18 protein-coding genes and 1 tRNA gene are annotated in these 18,062 nt (G+C 62.3%); 11 read left to right on the forward strand and 8 right to left on the reverse strand.

What is annotated here, in order from left to right; genetic code table 11:
• Positions 1–52: 52 nt before the first annotated feature.
• Entirely contained in the window at positions 53–1,333 is a 1,281-nt protein-coding gene (locus tag VCK47_RS04730; protein WP_322889566.1) for a DUF3422 domain-containing protein, read from the reverse strand.
• A 144-nt stretch (positions 1,334–1,477) separates the two neighbouring features.
• Between VCK47_RS04730 and VCK47_RS04735 the strand changes: the two genes are divergently transcribed.
• The gene (locus VCK47_RS04735) at positions 1,478–2,020 is read left to right on the forward strand and encodes a pseudouridine synthase (RefSeq protein WP_322889567.1); all 543 of its coding nucleotides are present in this window, start codon (positions 1,478–1,480) and stop codon (positions 2,018–2,020) included.
• 14 nt (positions 2,021–2,034) lie between these two features.
• On the opposite strand, the gene VCK47_RS04740 is transcribed toward VCK47_RS04735, so the two are convergent.
• Together VCK47_RS04740 and VCK47_RS04745 are read right to left on the reverse strand one after the other, a co-directional pair.
• Positions 2,035–2,121 (reverse strand) — tRNA-Leu (locus tag VCK47_RS04740).
• 25 nt (positions 2,122–2,146) lie between these two features.
• Positions 2,147–2,692 (reverse strand): DUF2306 domain-containing protein, encoded by a 546-nt coding sequence (locus VCK47_RS04745; RefSeq protein WP_322889568.1) that lies wholly within the window; start codon positions 2,690–2,692, stop codon positions 2,147–2,149.
• 68 nt (positions 2,693–2,760) lie between these two features.
• Between VCK47_RS04745 and VCK47_RS04750 the strand changes: the two genes are divergently transcribed.
• The 4 genes from VCK47_RS04750 (at position 2,761) to VCK47_RS04765 (ending at position 7,364) form a co-directional block, all read left to right on the forward strand.
• The gene (locus VCK47_RS04750; RefSeq protein ID WP_322889569.1) at positions 2,761–3,531 is read left to right on the forward strand and encodes a LytTR family DNA-binding domain-containing protein; all 771 of its coding nucleotides are present in this window, start codon (positions 2,761–2,763) and stop codon (positions 3,529–3,531) included.
• Positions 3,532–3,533: 2 nt separating this feature from the next.
• Positions 3,534–4,196 (forward strand): lipoyl(octanoyl) transferase LipB, encoded by a 663-nt coding sequence (gene lipB / locus VCK47_RS04755; RefSeq protein ID WP_322889570.1) that lies wholly within the window; start codon positions 3,534–3,536, stop codon positions 4,194–4,196.
• Between the two features lie 120 nt (positions 4,197–4,316).
• Positions 4,317–5,975, forward strand: coding sequence for a cytochrome c oxidase subunit I (ctaD, locus tag VCK47_RS04760; RefSeq protein ID WP_322889571.1), 1,659 nt, complete (start codon positions 4,317–4,319; stop codon positions 5,973–5,975).
• A gap of 888 nt (positions 5,976–6,863) precedes the next feature.
• Positions 6,864–7,364: a DUF2244 domain-containing protein gene (locus VCK47_RS04765; protein WP_322889572.1), complete on the forward strand. Its 501-nt coding sequence runs from the start codon at positions 6,864–6,866 to the stop codon at positions 7,362–7,364.
• Between the two features lie 62 nt (positions 7,365–7,426).
• Here VCK47_RS04765 and VCK47_RS04770 read toward each other — a convergent pair whose 3' ends face one another.
• On the reverse strand, positions 7,427–7,888 hold the full coding sequence (locus VCK47_RS04770; RefSeq protein ID WP_322889573.1) for a GatB/YqeY domain-containing protein: 462 nt from the start codon (positions 7,886–7,888) through the stop codon (positions 7,427–7,429).
• Positions 7,889–8,060: 172 nt separating this feature from the next.
• Between VCK47_RS04770 and carA the strand changes: the two genes are divergently transcribed.
• The gene (carA, locus tag VCK47_RS04775; RefSeq protein ID WP_322889574.1) at positions 8,061–9,209 is read left to right on the forward strand and encodes a glutamine-hydrolyzing carbamoyl-phosphate synthase small subunit; all 1,149 of its coding nucleotides are present in this window, start codon (positions 8,061–8,063) and stop codon (positions 9,207–9,209) included.
• A gap of 65 nt (positions 9,210–9,274) precedes the next feature.
• Positions 9,275–11,173, forward strand: a complete 1,899-nt coding sequence (locus tag VCK47_RS04780; protein WP_322889575.1) for a glycosyltransferase — start codon at positions 9,275–9,277, stop codon at positions 11,171–11,173.
• On the opposite strand, the gene VCK47_RS04785 is transcribed toward VCK47_RS04780, so the two are convergent.
• Positions 11,127–11,780, reverse strand: coding sequence for a GntR family transcriptional regulator (locus VCK47_RS04785; protein ID WP_322889576.1), 654 nt, complete (start codon positions 11,778–11,780; stop codon positions 11,127–11,129). The two genes, VCK47_RS04780 and VCK47_RS04785, sit on opposite strands and share 47 nt — an antisense overlap.
• Positions 11,781–11,880: 100 nt before the next feature.
• Between VCK47_RS04785 and VCK47_RS04790 the strand changes: the two genes are divergently transcribed.
• On the forward strand, positions 11,881–12,528 hold the full coding sequence (locus tag VCK47_RS04790; protein ID WP_322890024.1) for a pyrimidine 5'-nucleotidase: 648 nt from the start codon (positions 11,881–11,883) through the stop codon (positions 12,526–12,528).
• 17 nt (positions 12,529–12,545) lie between these two features.
• Positions 12,546–13,757 carry a UbiH/UbiF family hydroxylase gene (locus VCK47_RS04795; RefSeq protein ID WP_322889577.1) on the forward strand — a complete coding sequence of 404 codons (1,212 nt, stop codon included), beginning with the start codon at positions 12,546–12,548 and terminating at the stop codon, positions 13,755–13,757.
• Here the strand turns inward: VCK47_RS04795 and VCK47_RS04800 are convergent.
• The 3 genes from VCK47_RS04800 to VCK47_RS04810 all read right to left on the reverse strand — a co-directional run bounded on the left by VCK47_RS04800 (position 13,754) and on the right by VCK47_RS04810 (position 15,895).
• Positions 13,754–14,881, reverse strand: coding sequence for an aminotransferase class V-fold PLP-dependent enzyme (locus VCK47_RS04800; RefSeq protein WP_322890025.1), 1,128 nt, complete (start codon positions 14,879–14,881; stop codon positions 13,754–13,756). The two genes, VCK47_RS04795 and VCK47_RS04800, sit on opposite strands and share 4 nt — an antisense overlap.
• A 109-nt stretch (positions 14,882–14,990) precedes the next feature.
• Positions 14,991–15,443, reverse strand: coding sequence for an Lrp/AsnC family transcriptional regulator (locus VCK47_RS04805; protein ID WP_322889578.1), 453 nt, complete (start codon positions 15,441–15,443; stop codon positions 14,991–14,993).
• Positions 15,440–15,895: an Lrp/AsnC family transcriptional regulator gene (locus VCK47_RS04810; RefSeq protein WP_322889579.1), complete on the reverse strand. Its 456-nt coding sequence runs from the start codon at positions 15,893–15,895 to the stop codon at positions 15,440–15,442. The genes VCK47_RS04805 and VCK47_RS04810 overlap by 4 nt, the downstream gene beginning before the upstream one ends.
• A gap of 128 nt (positions 15,896–16,023) precedes the next feature.
• Between VCK47_RS04810 and ilvC the strand changes: the two genes are divergently transcribed.
• Together ilvC and VCK47_RS04820 are read left to right on the forward strand one after the other, a co-directional pair.
• A complete protein-coding gene (gene ilvC, locus VCK47_RS04815) occupies positions 16,024–17,046 on the forward strand; it encodes a ketol-acid reductoisomerase (RefSeq protein ID WP_322889580.1) in 1,023 nt (340 codons plus the stop codon).
• An 85-nt stretch (positions 17,047–17,131) separates the two neighbouring features.
• On the forward strand, positions 17,132–18,055 hold the full coding sequence (locus tag VCK47_RS04820) for a DMT family transporter (protein WP_322889581.1): 924 nt from the start codon (positions 17,132–17,134) through the stop codon (positions 18,053–18,055).
• Positions 18,056–18,062: the final 7 nt, after the last annotated feature.

The following is an 18,062-nucleotide window of genomic DNA, read 5'->3' on the forward strand; positions in this document are numbered from 1 at the left end:
CCCTGTTCGCAAGGCGGATCGTATCACGTGCCAAGGCTCTGGCAAGCCGGCGTCATTCCATCCGCTTGCGAATCCGGCGCACCATCAGCCACACAAGCACCAGCACGACAGGCGTAGCAACGGCGGTCATCACAGGTTTGGTGATGCCAAATGCCTCTTCCAAGGGTGCGGCCATGTAAAGGGCGAGGTTTACGGCGTAATAGCTGATCGCGACGACGGACAGCCCTTCGACCGTGCGTTGCAGGCGCAGTTGCAGATCGGCGCGCTTGTCCATGCTGGTGAGCAGTTCCTGATTCTGCGCCGAGCGTTCCACATCGACCCGCGTGCGCAAGAGATCCCCTGCCCGCAGCGCGCGTTCGGACATGGCGTAAAGCCGCGCCTCGGTAGATTTGACGGTACGCATGGCGGGATCGAACCTGCGCATCATGAACTCGCCGAATGTCTGCCGCCCGCCGAACCGTTCCTCGCGCAGGACCGTGATCCGCTGGTTGACGATGGTCTCATACGCCCCCGCTGCCCCGAAGCGGAAAGTCGTCTGCGCGATGGTGTTTTCAATCTCGGCCGAGACCTGCAGCAGCGATTGCAGCACCTTGGCGGGGTCCGCCACCGACAGGCGCATATCCTCAAGCAGGCTGGTCAGGGTCTTGTCGAACTCCGCCATCTTCGGCCCAAGCGAGCGCGCCTTGGACAAGGCCAGCATCGACATCGCCTTGTAGGTCTCGATCTCGCACAGGCGCTGGACAACACGCCCGATCCGGCGGTCATCGACATTCGGGCGGGCAAAGACGGCAAAGCGCATGTGTCCAGCCGTGTCGATGCGGAAATCGCCCGCAATCACCAGATCGTTTTCCACAACGCGGCTGATGGCAAGGCTTTCGGGCACGAACCAGTCGTTTGCCTTGTCGAGGATACCGTCATCGGTGGCCACGACCTCGATCCGGATCAGGGCCGAGGTGACGCGGGTGCCCGGTGCTTTGGACAGCCAGTCATCGGGAAAGACCTCGAACGTGGCGGCATCAAAGGGGCGCTGCGCGACACCGTCTCCAAAGACCGTATAGGTCACAAATTCGGTATGGCTTTCCCATTTCAGCTGATGCTTGCCGATAGTGCCAAAGTAATGCGTTGCATCGGGCTGCGGGTGCTGCGCACCGAACCTGTCCAGAAGGTCCAGCAGATGCGCACGGTCCGCCGCACGGTCGCGGCCTGCGGCATTACTGGCGGGCTTGATCGCCAGATAGGCAGCACGGCTGGGCGCGCCCACAGCCGGAAACGGCCGCGCGTGCAGTTCATTCGCCAGCGTATAGCGCAGGGGATGGTCGGCAATCGGCGGCATGGCAAAGCGCTTTCACAAAAGGGTCAGGGGTACACTAGCGCACCGATCTGTTCTGTAAACCATAAAAGTGTTGATTTATAATTACTTAGTGGCACACCAAGGTATACGGTGGACGGCGGCGCACGCCGCGGGCTAGAAAACGCCATGTCGCGCATCCTGCTTTTCAACAAACCTTACGGCGTGCTGTCGCAATTTACTGACCTGCGCAGCCCCTCGCCACGCCCGACGCTGTCGGCTTTTGTCGATGTGCCGGGCGTCTATCCCGCAGGCCGGCTTGACCGCGACAGCGAAGGATTGCTGGTCCTGACCGATGACGGCGCTTTGCAGGCGCGGATCGCGGACCCGCGCCACAAATGGCCCAAAACCTATCTGGTGCAGGTCGAAGGCGCACCCACCGACGCCGATCTGGCCCCTTTACGCCAAGGTGTGACACTGAACGACGGCCCAACGCGTCCCGCGCAGGTCCGGCTGATCGCGCCTCCTGTGCTGTGGGACCGTGACCCGCCTGTGCGGTTCCGCAAATCGGTGCCGGACCAGTGGATCGAGATCACGATCAAGGAAGGTCGCAACCGGCAGGTGCGCCGGATGACCGCGCATATCGGCTTTCCCACACTGCGGCTGGTGCGCTGGCGGATCGGAGACTGGTCTGTAGAGGATGTGCCATCCGGTCAGTGGCGTGACGCCTGACCTTGTGACAGTCTTGGTGCGGTCGGGGGGACTCGAACCCCCACGAATGTTACTTCACAGCGACCTCAACGCTGCGCGTCTACCAATTCCGCCACGACCGCAATGCCAAGGCTGGTGCGCTCGTCTTTAGTCAAAGGTCTGGTCCTTCTCAAGGGCAAAAACGCGGAGGTCGCCGGAATGCCGTGTCCGGAACGGGCGCGGTGTGAGCCGCGCCAGCAACAGGACCGCCACGATACCCGCGCCGATCACGATCACAGCCGCAAGAGTGCCGCCCGCCAGCAGCAATTCGTTCATCAACCGCCCCGGCGCCAGCGTGAACAGCCCCGCGATGCCCAGCGCCCAGAACCAGACTGCGCGCATCGCCTGTTGATGGGCCTGCACCCGTCCCTGCCGCGCGAACCAGACCCCCTGCCCGATCCCCCAGAAGGTCATCAGGCTAAGCAGATGGATCGGCCCCAGCGGCCCGATAACCGCAAGACCGTGCGACGGAATGAACAGCCCCGACCCCGCCAACAGCGCCATGCTCGCGACCCAACCATAGCCCAGCCGCTTGTGCCAGCGCTGTGGCAGTCGCCCCCAGATCACCACAGGCCCCAGCAACAGCGCGGGCAAGGCGGCGGCAAGGTGGAACTGGATGATGGCAGAAGCGTCCAGAATGGGTCCGAGTGGCATGGCAAAATCCCCGCAAAATGATAGAACGGGATGCGGATGCCTTTTTCTGCGCCAAGGACCAACGAAAGATGCGTGAAACCGGCGAAAACTTCGTGAATGACGCTCGCCCGCAATCCACGCTGCGCGAATTGCGCGCTCATGTGGCGCAGCCGCTGGCGCTTGTGCTGATGGTCGGGGTGGCGATGATTCTGACGCTGATCCTGCCGCAGCGGGCGGAAAGCACTGCTATGCGGTTCGTCTTCTGGCATCTAGTCGTCGTCCTGACCTATGCGGCGGGGTTTCTGGCACATCGCATTGCCGAGCAGCGGTTCACCCGCCGCCCCGCACGGATCGCGGCAGGAGCCGTCCTGACGGCCACCGGCGCGACACTTGTCGTGCTGGGGCTAAGCTGGGCTCTCCTGTCGGATCTGCCTGCGGGGCGCGATCTTTTGGCGGCCGTTTTCAATACCGCCGCCATCGCGGTGATCATCTCGGTCATGTTCCATCTGCTGCATGATCAGCCCACGCCCCCTGCGCCACAGCGCTGCCTGCTCCTGGATCGGCTCCCGCTGGAGAAACGCGGCGCGCTGGTGGCGCTTTCGGTCGAGGACCATTATGTCAGGGTGCGAACCACAAAGGGGGAAGATGTGCTGTTGATGCGCCTGTCCGATGCGATCAGGGAAACCGGCGACCTGCGCGGGTTGCAGGTCCACAGGTCGCACTGGGTGGCGCTGGACCATGTCACCTCGGCCCGCCGCAAAGGTGACGGCGCGGTACTGTCCTTGCGCACCGGCACCGATATTCCTGTCAGCCGCGCGAATGTGCCCGCGATCAAGGAGGCGGGGCTGTTGCCCCGTTAGCCATGGTCGACTGGATCATCAGCGACGGGCTAACCGGCTATGACGAGGCGCTGGCCTTCATGGAAACCCGCGTCAACGCGATCATCGCGGGCGAGGCGGATGAATGTATCTGGCTACTCGAACATCCCCCGCTTTATACCGCCGGCACCTCCGCCAAGGCGGCGGACCTGATCGCGCCTGACCGCTTTCCGGTGCATGACGCGCGGCGCGGCGGCGAATATACCTATCACGGGCCGGGCCAGCGGGTGGTCTATGTCATGCTCGACGTAGGCAAGCGCGGGCGCGACGTGCGCCGTTTTGTGCAGGATCTGGAAAACTGGGTGATCGGCACGCTGGAGGCGTTCAACATCAAGGGCGAAATCCGGCCAGGCCGCGTCGGTGTCTGGGTCCAGCGTCCCGACAAGCCACGCGGGCCGGATGGAACGCTGGCCGAGGACAAGATCGCGGCCATCGGCATCCGCATGCGCAAATGGGTGTCATTTCACGGCCTTGCGATCAATCTTGACCCCGAGCTGTCGCATTTCGACGGCATCGTGCCCTGCGGCATCCGCGACCACGGTGTGACGTCGCTGGTGGACCTCGGCCTGCCTGTCAGCATGGCCGATCTGGATGTGGCCTTGCGGCAAAGTTTTGTGGCAACCTTCACCCCCCCTGCGCCAATATAACCCAGCGTCTGCGCCGCATCCGCAGTTGCCCCTTGCGGTGCAAGCGATTAGAACGCTGGACAACGACCGCCCTTCGTTGAATCGGCGGCGTCGATCTGTAGCCAATACGAGGAGAGCCACATGGCGGACGCAGCCATCCACGGCGACGCACATCAGGACAACCGGAGCTTCTTTACCCGGTGGTTCATGTCGACCAACCACAAGGACATCGGGATCCTGTACCTGTTCACGGCAGGTTTCCTTGGGTTCATTTCGGTCGCGTTCACCGTCTATATGCGCCTCGAGCTCATGCATCCGGGCGTGCAATACATGTGCATGGAAGGGTTCATGACCGATCCTTGCACACCCAACGGGCACCTCTGGAACGTCCTGATCACCTATCACGGCGTGCTGATGATGTTCTTCGTCGTCATTCCCGCACTGTTCGGGGGCTTCGGCAACTATTTCATGCCGCTGCAGATCGGCGCACCTGACATGGCGTTTCCGCGCCTGAACAACCTGTCGTTCTGGATGTTCGTCGCGGGTGGCGCGATGGGTGTGGCCTCGATGCTGGCACCGGGCGGCAACGGCCAGCTCGGGTCGGGCGTGGGCTGGGTCATGTATCCTCCCTTGTCCACCAACGAGGCGGGTCTGTCGATGGACCTTGCGATCTTTGCCGTCCACCTGTCGGGCGCGTCGTCGATCCTGGGTGCGATCAACATCATCACCACCTTCCTGAACATGCGCGCGCCGGGCATGACACTGCACAAAGTGCCGCTGTTCGCTTGGTCGATCTTTGTCACCGCCTGGATGATCCTGCTGGCGCTGCCGGTTCTGGCCGGTGCCATCACCATGTTGCTGACCGACCGCAATTTCGGCACGACCTTCTTCCAGCCTGAAGGCGGCGGCGATCCGGTCCTTTACCAGCACATCCTGTGGTTCTTCGGACACCCCGAAGTGTACATCATCATCATCCCCGGTTTCGGCATCATCAGCCACGTCATCGCCACCTTCAGCCGCAAGCCGATCTTCGGCTATCTGCCGATGGTCTATGCGATGGTCGCGATTGCTGTTCTGGGCTTTGTCGTCTGGGCGCACCACATGTACACCGTGGGCATGTCGCTGACCCAGCAAAGCTATTTCATGCTGGCCACGATGGTCATCGCGGTGCCGACAGGCGTCAAGATCTTCTCTTGGATCGCGACGATGTGGGGCGGGTCGATCGAGTTCAAGACACCGATGCTCTGGGCGTTCGGTTTCCTGTTCCTGTTCACCGTCGGTGGCGTGACCGGCATCGTACTGAGCCAAGCCGCTGTGGACCGTGTGTATCACGACACCTATTACGTCGTCGCCCACTTCCACTATGTGATGAGCTTGGGTGCGGTCTTCGCCATCTTTGCAGGGATCTACTTCTACCTGCCCAAGATGTCGGGCCGCATGTATCCTGAATGGGCCGGCAAGGTCCACTTCTGGACCATGTTCATCGGTGCGAACCTGACATTCTTCCCGCAGCACTTCCTTGGCCGTCAGGGCATGCCACGCCGCTACATCGACTATCCTGACGCTTTCGCGCTGTGGAACCTTGTGTCGTCCTGGGGTGCATTCCTGTCCTTCGCGTCGTTCCTGTTCTTCATCGGCGTGATCGCATGGACCCTGCTGCGCGGCCGCGTTGTCACGGAAAACAACCCGTGGAACGAATATGCCGACACGCTGGAATGGACCCTGCCCTGCCCGCCGCCCGAGCATACGTTCGAGCAGCTGCCCAAGCGCGAAGACTGGGACAAGCAACACGCGCACTAGCGGCGCGAAAGATCAAAAGCCCCCGCCATGCGGGGGCTTTTTGCTTTGGGCGATGGGCGGCTGAGCTAAATGTCTTGCGACAGAGAGACTGGAGTGGACAAAGACTCGCAGAGATTTCTACGGAAGTTTTTTGCAGGCTGGATGTCTGCTGTGCGGGACTTTGCGGTCATCGTTCAAACGGAACCCAAAGTCTGCTTTATGGAGCACATCACGGAATGTCGCTCATCTAGCCTACCTGTAGATCATGAACTATTATCAATCAGGGTAAGTCCAGAGCTTTGTGTCCGCTTGGATAGCTTCTACAACTTTTTCAGCACGAGCCAATGCCGTTTGGAACGGGCCGCCCAAGCCTATGTAATCAAATTCGATTTTAGCCAGATAACTTGCAACATCCGACGCGGCTTCGCCTCTCCGAAGTCGGCCTGCTGCCTGCATTAAATAGCTATCATACTCGTCTGCGAACGGCAGGCAATCTTCGTCGCTCCACTTTTGATCAGCGCCGATCAGTCCAATTGGGTCCCAAACGGACCACCCAATATCTCGCAGTCGGGATAGCTTAAGTTTAGGTGGAGGTGTTAGTGGCGGATCAAGTAGCGGCATAAGACTTCTCAAGATTTGAATGATGCGGATTATCCATGGATTAGGGGCGATTGGAAGAACCGAAACAAGGTGATGCAGTCATTCGCTGCGTTGCAGAATATCTGAACTATGGGCTCAAAGCAGCCGTCGCACCAAGATTTCGCGCACCTGCGTTAATTGCTATAAAAAGCTAACCCTTACGGGCAATTTCTTGCCTTCGGTCCACCGCTACGGCGTCTTACGGGGGTGACAGTTTCACGCATGGCTCTAGCTCCGCGCAAAGACCACACTCCGCCGCAAGGAGACGACATGCCCTACGAATGGACCCCCGACCACCCCGATACGCAGACCGGCTGGCAGCTGAGCCTCTGGCCATACCGGTCCTTGTTGCGCAAGGATTTCGTGCTGTTCATGGGGGCGACGGCTGCGCTGGTGGCGCTGCCGCTGATCTCGCTGCTGGGGTCGGTGGTCGTCTGGGCCTTGCTGCCGTTTTTTGCGCTGATGTTCTGGGGGCTATGGACCGCGATCAGCATCAGCTACAAGCGCGGCGAGGTGCTGGAGGAACTGGTCGTGGACGACACATCTGCACATCTGACGCGCTACAACCCCAAGGGCGACCGGCAGGAATGGCATGCCAACCGCTATTGGGTGACCGTGCACCTGCACCCCAAAGGCGGGCCGGTCGAGAATTACATCACCCTGCGTGGCGGCGACCGCGAGGTCGAGATCGGGGCGTTTCTGGATGTGTCCGAACGACTCGCACTTTACGGCGATCTCAAGCGCGCCTTGCGCGGCGACGCAGCACCCTAGCGGGTGCAAAAACTTTTATGCCTCCGGCGGGGATATTTGGGCTCGAACAATGATGAAGGGGATTATCCCAGTCGCGATTTGACCAAGGGTCCGGCCTTGGCGAAATCCATCTGGCCGGTGTAGCGCGTCTTTAGTTCGGCCATGACCTTGCCCATGTCGCGGATACTGGTCGCACCCACGGCGGCGATGGCGGCATCGACAGCGGCCTCGGCTTCAGTCTCGGACAGCTGGCGGGGCAGGAATTCCTCGATCACCTTGATTTCGGCCAGTTCCTTTTCCGCCAGTTCCAGCCTGCCGCCTTCTTCATAGGCGCGCGCGCTTTCCTGTCGTTGCTTGACCATTCGGCCCATGATCGCAAGGACATCGGCATCCGACAGGCCAGCGGCCTCGTCGGCAGTGCCGCGCATGGCGATGTCGCGGTCCTTGATCGCGGCGTTGATCAGGCGCAGCGTGGACAGCCTGTCGGCTTCCTTCGCTCTCATCGCATCGGTCAATGCGGTGGTGATCCGGTCGCGCAACTGCATAAAAAGTCCTGTTTCTGTCCCGACAAAGAACCCGCACCTTACCGCCTTGGCCGTGGTCTGACAAGCGGACCTGACGCCACGGTATCCCTTGTTTGCAAGGCGGCACTCCGGCCTTGACCCTGTGGCCGCACCCCCGTAAACCCGCACCAATTTGACCAATGGAGATCGGCTCATGACGCAGAAACCAACGGCGTGCCTTGTACTGGCGGATGGCACGGTCTTTTACGGCATGGGCTTTGGGGCGGCGGGCGAAACCGTGGCCGAGCTGTGTTTCAACACCGCGATGACCGGCTATCAGGAAATCATGACCGACCCGTCTTATGCTGGTCAGGTGATCACCTTTACCTTTCCCCATATCGGCAACACGGGCGTGAACACCGATGACGACGAAACCGCCGATCCGGTCGCGGCGGGCATGGTCGTCAAATGGGACCCGACCGACGCGTCGAACTGGCGCGCCACCGGAGAGCTGAAAAGCTGGCTTGCCGCGCGCAACCGGATCGGGATGGGCGGCGTCGATACCCGCCGCCTGACCCGCGCGATCCGCCAGCAGGGCGCGCCGCATGTCGCCCTTGCCCATAACCCCGACGGCGTATTCGATCTGGAAAAACTGGTCGCCAAGGCCCGTGCCTTTGCCGGTCTTGTCGGGCTTGACCTTGCCAAGGACGTGACCTGCGCCCAGTCCTACCAGTGGAACGAGATGCGGTGGGCCTGGCCCGAAGGCCACCTGCCGCAGACGCAGGCCCGCCACAAGGTCGTGGCCGTAGACTACGGCGCCAAGCGCAATATCCTGCGCTGTCTGGCCTCGGCTGGCTGTGACGTCACCGTCCTGCCCGCCTCCGCCACGGCCGAGGATGTGCTGGCCCTGAACCCCGACGGCGTGTTTTTGTCCAACGGTCCGGGCGATCCGGCGGCCACGGGTGTCTATGCTGTGCCGATGATCAAGGGCGTGCTGGAAACCGATATTCCGGTCTTTGGCATCTGTCTGGGCCATCAGATGCTGGCGCTGGCTTTGGGCGCGCGCACGGTCAAGATGAACCACGGCCACCACGGCGCCAACCATCCGGTCAAGGACCGCGAAACCGGCAAGGTCGAGATTACCTCGATGAACCACGGCTTTACCGTGGACAGCCAGACCCTGCCTGCAGGCGTGATCGAAACGCATATCTCGCTGTTTGACGGCTCTAATTGCGGCATCCGCGTCGATGGCCGCCCCGTGTTCAGCGTGCAATACCACCCCGAGGCCAGCCCCGGCCCGCAGGACAGCTATTACCTGTTCGAACGCTTTGCCGAGGCGATGGATGCCCGCGCCGCGCGCTAAGTCCGGTTAACACCATCTTAACCATGCGGCGCGATACCTGACCCGTTCACGGGGCGGGGTGCCGCATGCTTGATTTCATCGCCGATAGAGCCTTTGCCGGCCTGCCCCCGCAGGACGCTTCTCTGGTGCGGTCGCTACTGGCCAAGCGGGTGCTGGACCAGCGGCAGGCCGACCGCGCCATCGCGGCTGCGTTGCGCATGGATGTGCCGCTGACCGACGTACTGCTGCGCGATTGCAGCCTGCCCGCCGATCTGGTCGCGCGCCATCTGGCAAAAGCCTATGCTGTGCAGGTGATCGACCCTGCCCGCCGCCCGCCAGATGCAGCTCTTGTCGCGATATGGGGTGCGCGCGACTGCCTGCGCCGTGGCCTTTTGCCGTGGCGGAGCACGCAAGGCACGGTCACTGTCCTGACAACCTGCCCTGCCCGCTTTGCGCTGGCGCGGGCCGATCTGGAACAGCGTTTTGGCGCGGTCCGGATGGGCATCACGACCGAAGCGAAACTGACCGATGCGGTCACGACCCTTTACGGCCCCAGCTTGGCGGCCGCGGCGGAAAGCTGCGTGCCCGCCGCTGAAAGCTGCCGGAACTGGAACGCAAGGCGCGCGGCGGTGGTGGCATCCGCGCTGCTGGCTGTCGTCGTGGCATGGGCGGCGGTCGATCCCTCCAGCCTGATCGTCGCGCTTTCGCTTTGGGCGATCGGGGTGCTGTCTGTGACGACGCTGCTGAAAGTCACCGCCGCGATCATCGGGCTGCGGGCCGCGCCCCGTCAACTCCCCCCCGTGGCCGAAGCTGACCTGCCTGTCATCACCATGCTGGTCCCTCTTTACCGCGAAAAAGCCATCGCCTCGCATCTGCTGGTCCGTCTTGCGGCTGTGCGCTATCCGCGCGCCTTGCTCGACGTGTGCCTTGTGCTGGAAGAGGATGACGCCACCACCCGTGCGACACTGGCGCGCACCACCCTGCCCGGCTGGATCAGGGCCATCACCGTGCCGCCCGGTCGGGTCAAGACCAAGCCGCGCGCCCTGAACTATGCCCTGCCCTTTGCGCGCGGCAGCATCATCGGCGTCTGGGATGCCGAGGATGCCCCCGCCCCCGACCAGTTGCATGTCGTCGCCCGCTATTTCGCCCAAAGCCCCCCGCAGGTTGCCTGCCTGCAAGGGGTGCTGGATTACTACAACACCGGCACCAACTGGCTGACGCGCTGTTTCACCATTGAATATGCGGCGTGGTTCCGTGTCGTGCTGCCGGGGCTGGCACAGTTGGGCCTTGTGGTGCCGCTGGGCGGGACAACGCTGTTTTTCCGCCGTGCCGTGCTAGAGGACTTGGGCGCATGGGACGCGCATAACGTGACCGAGGATGCCGATCTGGGCCTGCGACTGGCGCGGCGCGGCTATACGACCGAACTGATCCCCACCGTGACGATGGAAGAGGCCAATGGCCGCGCCTGGCCTTGGGTCAAGCAACGCGCGCGCTGGCTGAAAGGTTACGCGATCACCTACGGCGTCCATATGCGCAACCCTGCCCGCCTGCTGCACGATCTGGGGCTGTGGCAGTTCATCGGGGTGCAGGTGCTGTTTCTGGGCACGCTCAGCCTGTTTGCCCTGATGCCACTGTTCTGGTCGCTGTGGCTGATCCCGCTTGGCGTTGCGCATCCGCTGCACGGCTGGCTGTCTGCAGGGGCGTTCTGGGCGATGACATATGCGTTTTTCGCAGCCGAGGTGCTGGCCTTGCTGGTCAATCTCGTGGGGCTTCACAAGGCGGGCAAGCTGCGGCTCTGGGGCTGGGCGCTGACATTGCCTATCTATTTTCCGCTAGGCACGCTGGCTGCTTATCGGGGGCTGACGGAACTCGCGACACGCCCGTTCTATTGGGACAAGACCGCGCATGGCGTTGTGCTGACAGGATTGCAGCCGCCCGCTATTCCGCCGCCTCGACCTTTGCCGCATCCAGTTTCAGCCGCGTGACAAAAGCGGCAGAGATATGGTCGCGCAGCGCCTTGTAGGCTGCATCGCCATCACCTGCAGCGATCGCCGCGACAATATCGGCATGTTCCTGCAAGGTCTGCGCGCCGCGCCCTTCGGCGGCCAGCGATGTCGTCGCAAGCAAGGCCATCGACCGATGCACAAGGTCCAGTTGCTGCACCAGAAAGCGGTTGTGCGACGCCAGATGGATCTGTTTATGAAACCGCCGGTTCGCACGGCTGAGTGCTGCTGGATCGTTGATCAGCCTCTTGTCGGCCTCCAGCATATCCTGCAGGACCTTGACCTCTTCAGGCGCGGCATGGCGGGCGGCCAGACGCGCGGCCAGCCCTTCCAACTCGCCACGCACGACGTAAAGCTCGGACAATTGCGAATGATCCAGCGAGGCCACGATCAAGGACCGCCCGTCGCGGGTCAGCAGCGACTGGGTTTCCAGCCGCTGCAGCGCCTCACGGATCGGGGTGCGCGACACGCCGAACCGTTCGGCAAGCTCGCTTTCGACCAGCCTGTCACCCGGTTTATACAGGTGGCTGTCGATCGCCTCCAGTATCAGGGCATAGGCGTCTTTCTGGGATTGGCGGGGGTCTTGCATCGGTAAACCTGTCGTTGATCCCAAGACCTTACGCCGCATGCCCCGTCGCAGGCAAGCCAAAGCGGTTGCACCCACCTTTGCCCCATATTACCCAAGGCGCATGGTCACGCAGCATTTCGCACATGTCGATACATGGGTCTTCGACCTCGACAATACGCTTTATCACCCCTCGGCGGGGCTGTTCGCGCAGATGGATGTGCGCTTTGCGGCCTATGTGATGCGGATCACGGGGCTGGATCAGGCCCGCGCGCTGCGGCTGGCGCATGACTACTGGCTGCACCACGGGTCCACCCTGGCGGGGCTGATGGCCGAACACGCAATCGACCCCGACGAATTTCTGGCCGAGGTGCATGACATCGACATCGCCCATCTGACGCCCGATCCGCTGCTAGGGGCGGCCATCGCGGGCCTGCAAGGGCGCAAGGTCGTCTATACCAACGGGACGGAGAACCACGCCAAACGCGTCTTGGCCGCGCGTGGTCTGACGCGGCACTTCGATGCGGTTTACGGGGTCGAACACGCCAATTACCGCCCCAAACCCACGGCAGAGGCCTTTGCCGCGATCTTTACCCGCGACGGGATCACCCCGACCAAAGCCGCCATGTTCGAGGATGAGGCGCGCAATCTGGCCGTGCCGCATGATGTGGGGATGCGGACGGTGCATGTGCATGAAACCCCCGAAAGCGCGCTGCATATCCACCACGGCGCAACTGACCTCACGGCTTTCTTGTCGCAGCTTGCGCGCTGATCCTTCTCAAGCCCCGCATGGCAGACTATGTCCTGCACATGGAACGCAAAAACGCTGATATACTGATCGCAGGCGGCGGTGTCGCGGGGCTGGTCGCCGCAGCCGCCTTTGGCACGGCCGGTTTTTCGGTTGTGATCGTCGATCCCGCGCCGCCTGTCACCGATGCCCATAGCGACGGCGCCGATCTGCGCACAACCGCGTTTCTGCAACCCGCACAGGCGTTTCTGCAAACGGCGGGCGTCTGGCCGCGTCTGGCGGATCACGCGACGCCGTTGCAGATCATGCGCATCGTCGATGCCGCAGCCGACCCCCATGTGGTGCGCGATTTCGACGCAAGCGACATTTCTGACCAGCCCTTTGGCTGGAACCTGCCCAACTGGCTGCTCCGGCGCGAGATTGTCGCGCGCCTGCACGATCTGCCCAACGTCGATTTCCGCCCCGGTACGGGCTTTGCAGGTATGGTGCCGCGCCTGAACGCAGCCTTGGTCAACCTGACCGATGGCACGCAAGTCGCGGCCAAGCTGGTCATCGGGGCCGACGGACGCAATTCCGCCGTGCGCCGTGCCTTGGGGATCAGTGCCACGACCACGCGCTACGGGCAAAAGGCCGTGACCTTTGCCGTCACGCATGACGCGCCGCATGACAATGTCTCGACCGAGATTCACCGCGCGGGCGGGCCATTCACGCTGGTCCCGCTGCCCGATCACGACGGCAAGCCTTGCTCCGCCGTGGTCTGGATGGATCACGGCGCGGAATGTCTGCGGCGTGCGGCGCTGGATACTGAGGCCTTCGAGGCCGAGGCGAACGACCGCTCCGCCCTGCACTACGGCCCGCTGAAACTCGCGTCCAAACGCATGGTCTGGCCGATCATCTCTCAGGTGGCTGACCAGATCACCGGCCCTCGCACAGCACTGGTGGCCGAGGCCGCGCATGTCATGCCGCCGATCGGCGCACAGGGGCTGAACATGTCGCTGCGCGATCTGGCCTGCCTGCTGGATCTTGCCACAGCTGATCCTGCGAACCTTGGCAGCCCTGCGATGCTTGACAGCTACGCCCGCCAGCGCCACCCCGATATCAAGCTGCGGGTCGCGGGTATCGACGCGCTGAACAAAACGTCCATGCTGGGCAATGCGATGGCGCAGGATATGCGCGCGCGGGGCATTGCGGCGCTTTACGGCATCACGCCGGTGCGCCGCACCTTGATGCAATTGGGGCTGGGCGCGCGTTAAAGCACGCGGTCCAGCACCGGCACCAGCCGCGCGAGCGTGCCTTGCACGTCGTAAAGCTTGTCCAACCCGAATAGCCCCAGCCGGAAGGTGCGGAAATCCGCAGGCTCGTCGCATTGCAGCGGCACACCGGCGGCGATCTGCATGCCTTCGGCCATGAATTTGGACCCGTTCTGGGTTGCCGGATCGTCCGTATAGCTGACGACGACGCCAGGCGCACCAAAGCCTTCCGCCGCAACCGACCGTACGCCCTTGTCCGCCAGAACGCGGCGCACGGCGTTGCCCAATTCCCATTGCGCAGCCTTCAGCCTGTCGAACCCGTAGTGCTTGGTTTCCAGCATCGTATCGCGGAACGCGCGCAGCCCGTCCGTCGGCATGGTCGCATGATACGCATGGCCGCCGTTTTCATAGGCCTGCATGATCGCGTGCCATTTCTTCAGATCGACGGCAAAGGAATTGGACGTGGTCCCCGCCATCCGGTCCGCCGCACGCTGCGACAGCATCACAAGGCCCGCTGACGGGGTGGAGGACCACCCCTTTTGCGGTGCGGAAATCAGCACATCAACGCCCGTCGCCTTCATATCAACCCAGACGCAGCCCGAGGCGATGCAATCCAGCACCATGATCGCCCCCACCTCATGCGCGGCCTCGGCCAGCGCTGTCAGGTAATCATCGGGCAGGATGATGCCTGCGGATGTTTCCACATGCGGCGCAAAGACGACATCAGGGCGCGCCGCACGGATTGCGGCAACCACATCGTCAATCGGCGCCGGCGCAAATGGCGCGCGGCTGTCATTGCCGGCCTGCCGTGCCTTCATCACCGTGGTCTGGGCGGTGAACTGGCCCGCATCGAAGATCTGCGACCAGCGATAGGAAAACCAACCGTTGCGCACGACAAAGGCATGCGCGCCGCTGCCGAACTGGCGCGCCACGGCTTCCATGCCATAGGTCCCGCCGCCCGGCACGATGGCGACGTGATCGGCGGCATAGACCTCTTTGAGCATGGCCGAAATATCGGTCATCACGCCTTGGAATGCCTTGGACATATGGTTCAGGGACCGGTCGGTGAACACGACCGAAAATTCCATCAACCCGTCAGGGTCCACACCACGTGCTGCACCGTCCATCATCGTCCTCCTCAACTGTTGCTTCACAGCTAAGGCGCGGCTGGCCTGAAATCAAAGTCTATCTGGGCATACAAAGACCAATATGCCCGCCCCGCGTTTCCGATCGGCGTCAAAGCGGCCCCGGTCTGCGCTCTTCTGACAACAGCACATTGGCCTCGACATTGCCGACACCGGGCAGGGTCATCAGGCGGCGGCGCAATACGCGTTCGAAATCCGCCAGATCACGGGCGACAACCCGCAGGCGGTAATCGTAAAGCCCCAGCACATGATCGACCGTCTGCACCTCGGGGATGGCCCCCACCGCGCGCTCGAAATCCTCCAGACTGACGCGACCCTTGGTGGCCAGCTTTACCCCCAGAAACACCGTCACGCCGAACCCCGCCTTGGCGGCATCCAGCTGCAACTGTCGCCCCGCGATGATCCCTGCCTCCTGCAACCGCTTGATCCGGCGCCATGTGGCAGGCTGGCTCAACCCCAGTTTGGCGGCCAGCTGCGTGGTGGACTGGTCGGCATTGGCCACCAGCGCGCGCAGGATCATGCGGTCCAGATCATCAAGGCTCATAGCGGCAGGCTTTCGTCGCCCTTGACGGTAGCAACCGTCATCAGCGCCTCGATATCCGCGATATGCGGCAACTCAAGGATCTGCTCGCGATAGATCCGCTGGTAATCCGCCAGATCGCGCGCGATCAGTGACAGGCGCACATCGACACGGCCCAGAAAGGTCTGGATCTCGATCACCTCCGGCACCAGCCGCGCCGCCGCCAGAAACTCGTCGAACGCCCGCGATTGCGTCTTGTCGAGCGTGATGCGCAAACTGACCGCCACGGCATAGCCCAAGGCGCGCCAGTCGATCAGGGTCCGGCTTCCCGTGATCACCCCCGTCTCGCGCAGGGCGTCCAACCGCCGCGCGACCCGCGCAGGCGTGCTTCCCGCTGCCTCGGCAAGGTCCGGCACCCCACGGCCCGGGTCGGCCTGCAACAGGCGCAACAAACGGCGATCAAAGTCATCCAACATAAAATCGGCTATATTTGACAAAACGACGCATAACAAACTTCTTTTTTCCAAAAATACTCAAAGAACCCACCTCACATTTCGGCAGGGCGGCGCTATAAACACGGCAGCTTCAACAAAGGAATACGAAGATGCGCGTTTATTACGACCGTGATTGTGATGTGAACCTCATCAAGGACAAGAAAGTCGCCATTCTGGGCTACGGCTCCCAAGGCCACGCCCATGCGCTGAACCTGCGCGACTCTGGTGCCAAAAACCTCGTCGTTGCCCTGCGCGAAGGCTCGCCTTCCGCGAAAAAGGCCGAAGGCGAAGGGCTGAAGGTCATGGGCATCGCCGAAGCCGCAGCATGGTGTGATGTCATCATGTTCACCATGCCCGACGAATTGCAGGCCGAGACCTACAAGAAATACGTCCATGACAACCTCAAAGAAGGCTCTGCTATCGCTTTCGCCCACGGCCTGAACGTGCATTTCGGCCTGATCGAACCCAAACCCGGCGTTGACGTCATCATGATGGCCCCCAAAGGCCCCGGCCACACCGTGCGCGGCGAATATACCAAAGGCGGCGGCGTGCCCTGCCTTGTGGCTGTCCACAACGATGCGACCGGCAAAGCGATGGAAATCGGCCTGTCCTATTGCTCGGCCATCGGTGGCGGGCGGTCCGGCATCATCGAGACCAACTTCCGTCAGGAATGCGAAACCGATCTCTTCGGTGAACAGGCCGTGCTCTGTGGCGGTCTGGTTGAACTGATCCGCATGGGTTTCGAGACGCTGGTCGAGGCAGGCTACGAGCCCGAAATGGCCTATTTCGAATGTCTGCACGAGGTCAAGCTGATCGTCGATCTGATCTATGAAGGCGGCATCGCCAACATGAACTATTCGATCTCGAACACCGCCGAATATGGTGAATATGTCTCCGGTCCGCGCATCCTGCCCTACGAGGAAACAAAGAAGCGCATGAAAGACGTGCTGACCGACATCCAGACCGGCAAATTCGTGCGTGATTTCATGCAGGAAAATGCCGTGGGCCAGCCTTATTTCAAGGCGACCCGCCGGATCAACGACGAACACCAGATCGAAAAGGTCGGTGAAAAGCTGCGTGCAATGATGCCGTGGATTTCCGCAGGCCGCATGGTGGACAAGGCCAAGAACTAAGCGCCCGTAGGGCGGGGCTCGCCCCGCCTCACCCGCACAAGGCCCGGACACGTTCCGGGCCTTTTTGCCCTTTGGACAGCACCCCATGCCACAGCAGCCGACACCGTTGAACTGGATCTCGATCCTGCTCTTGGGCCTGATCTGGGGGGCAACCTTTATGGTCGTGTCCATCGCCCTTGAAGGCTATGGCCCCCTGACCGTCGCCTGCGCGCGCACCTCGCTGGGGGCTGTTGCGATGCTGGCGCTCATGGTCGTCTTGCGCCGGCCCCTGCCGCAGTTCACGCCGCAGATGCGGGCCTATCTGCTGGCTATCGGCATTTTCAACACCGCCGTGCCGTTTGCCCTGCTCAGTTGGGGGCAGCAATATGTGCCGTCGGCCTTTGCGGGGATTTCCATGGCGGCGCTGCCTTTGTTCGTGCTGCCGCTGGCGCATGTGTTTTCGGATGAAAAACTGCGCCTGCGCAGCGCACTGGGTGTCGTGATCGGCTTTTGCGGCGCGGTCGTCCTGATCGGCCCCGGTGTGTTGCAGATCGGGACAGGGTGGGAACCTTTGGGCCAATTGGCCTGCCTTGCCGCTGCCCTGTCCTATGCAGCATCCAGCGTCATGACCCGCCGCTGCCCGCCCATCGACCCGATCACGATGACCGCGCTCTTGCTGAGCGTGGGTGCCGCAGCCCTGATCCCCGCGATGCTGATCCTCGAAGGTATCCCCGGCGCGGCAGCCCCCCGTCCGATGGCGGCGATCATTTTTCTGGGCGTCGTGCCGACAGCGCTTGCAGCACTTTTGCGCGTGGCGACCATCCGGAGCGCGGGGGCGGTGTTCATGACGCTGGTGAATTATCAGGTGCCGGTCTGGTCGATGCTCTTCGGCGTGTTGGTCCTGAACGAGGTCCTGCCTTTGCGGTTCTTTGCCGCGCTTGCGCTGATCCTGCTGGGCCTTGCGATCAGCCAATGGGCGGGGCTGAAGCGGCTGTTCGCCGCTGCAAGAGCCTCCGGCGGGGATACTTAGGCTCGAA

This window comes from Yoonia sp. 72 (assembly GCF_034652275.1).
In the GTDB taxonomy this organism is placed as follows: Bacteria; Pseudomonadota; Alphaproteobacteria; order Rhodobacterales; family Rhodobacteraceae; genus Yoonia.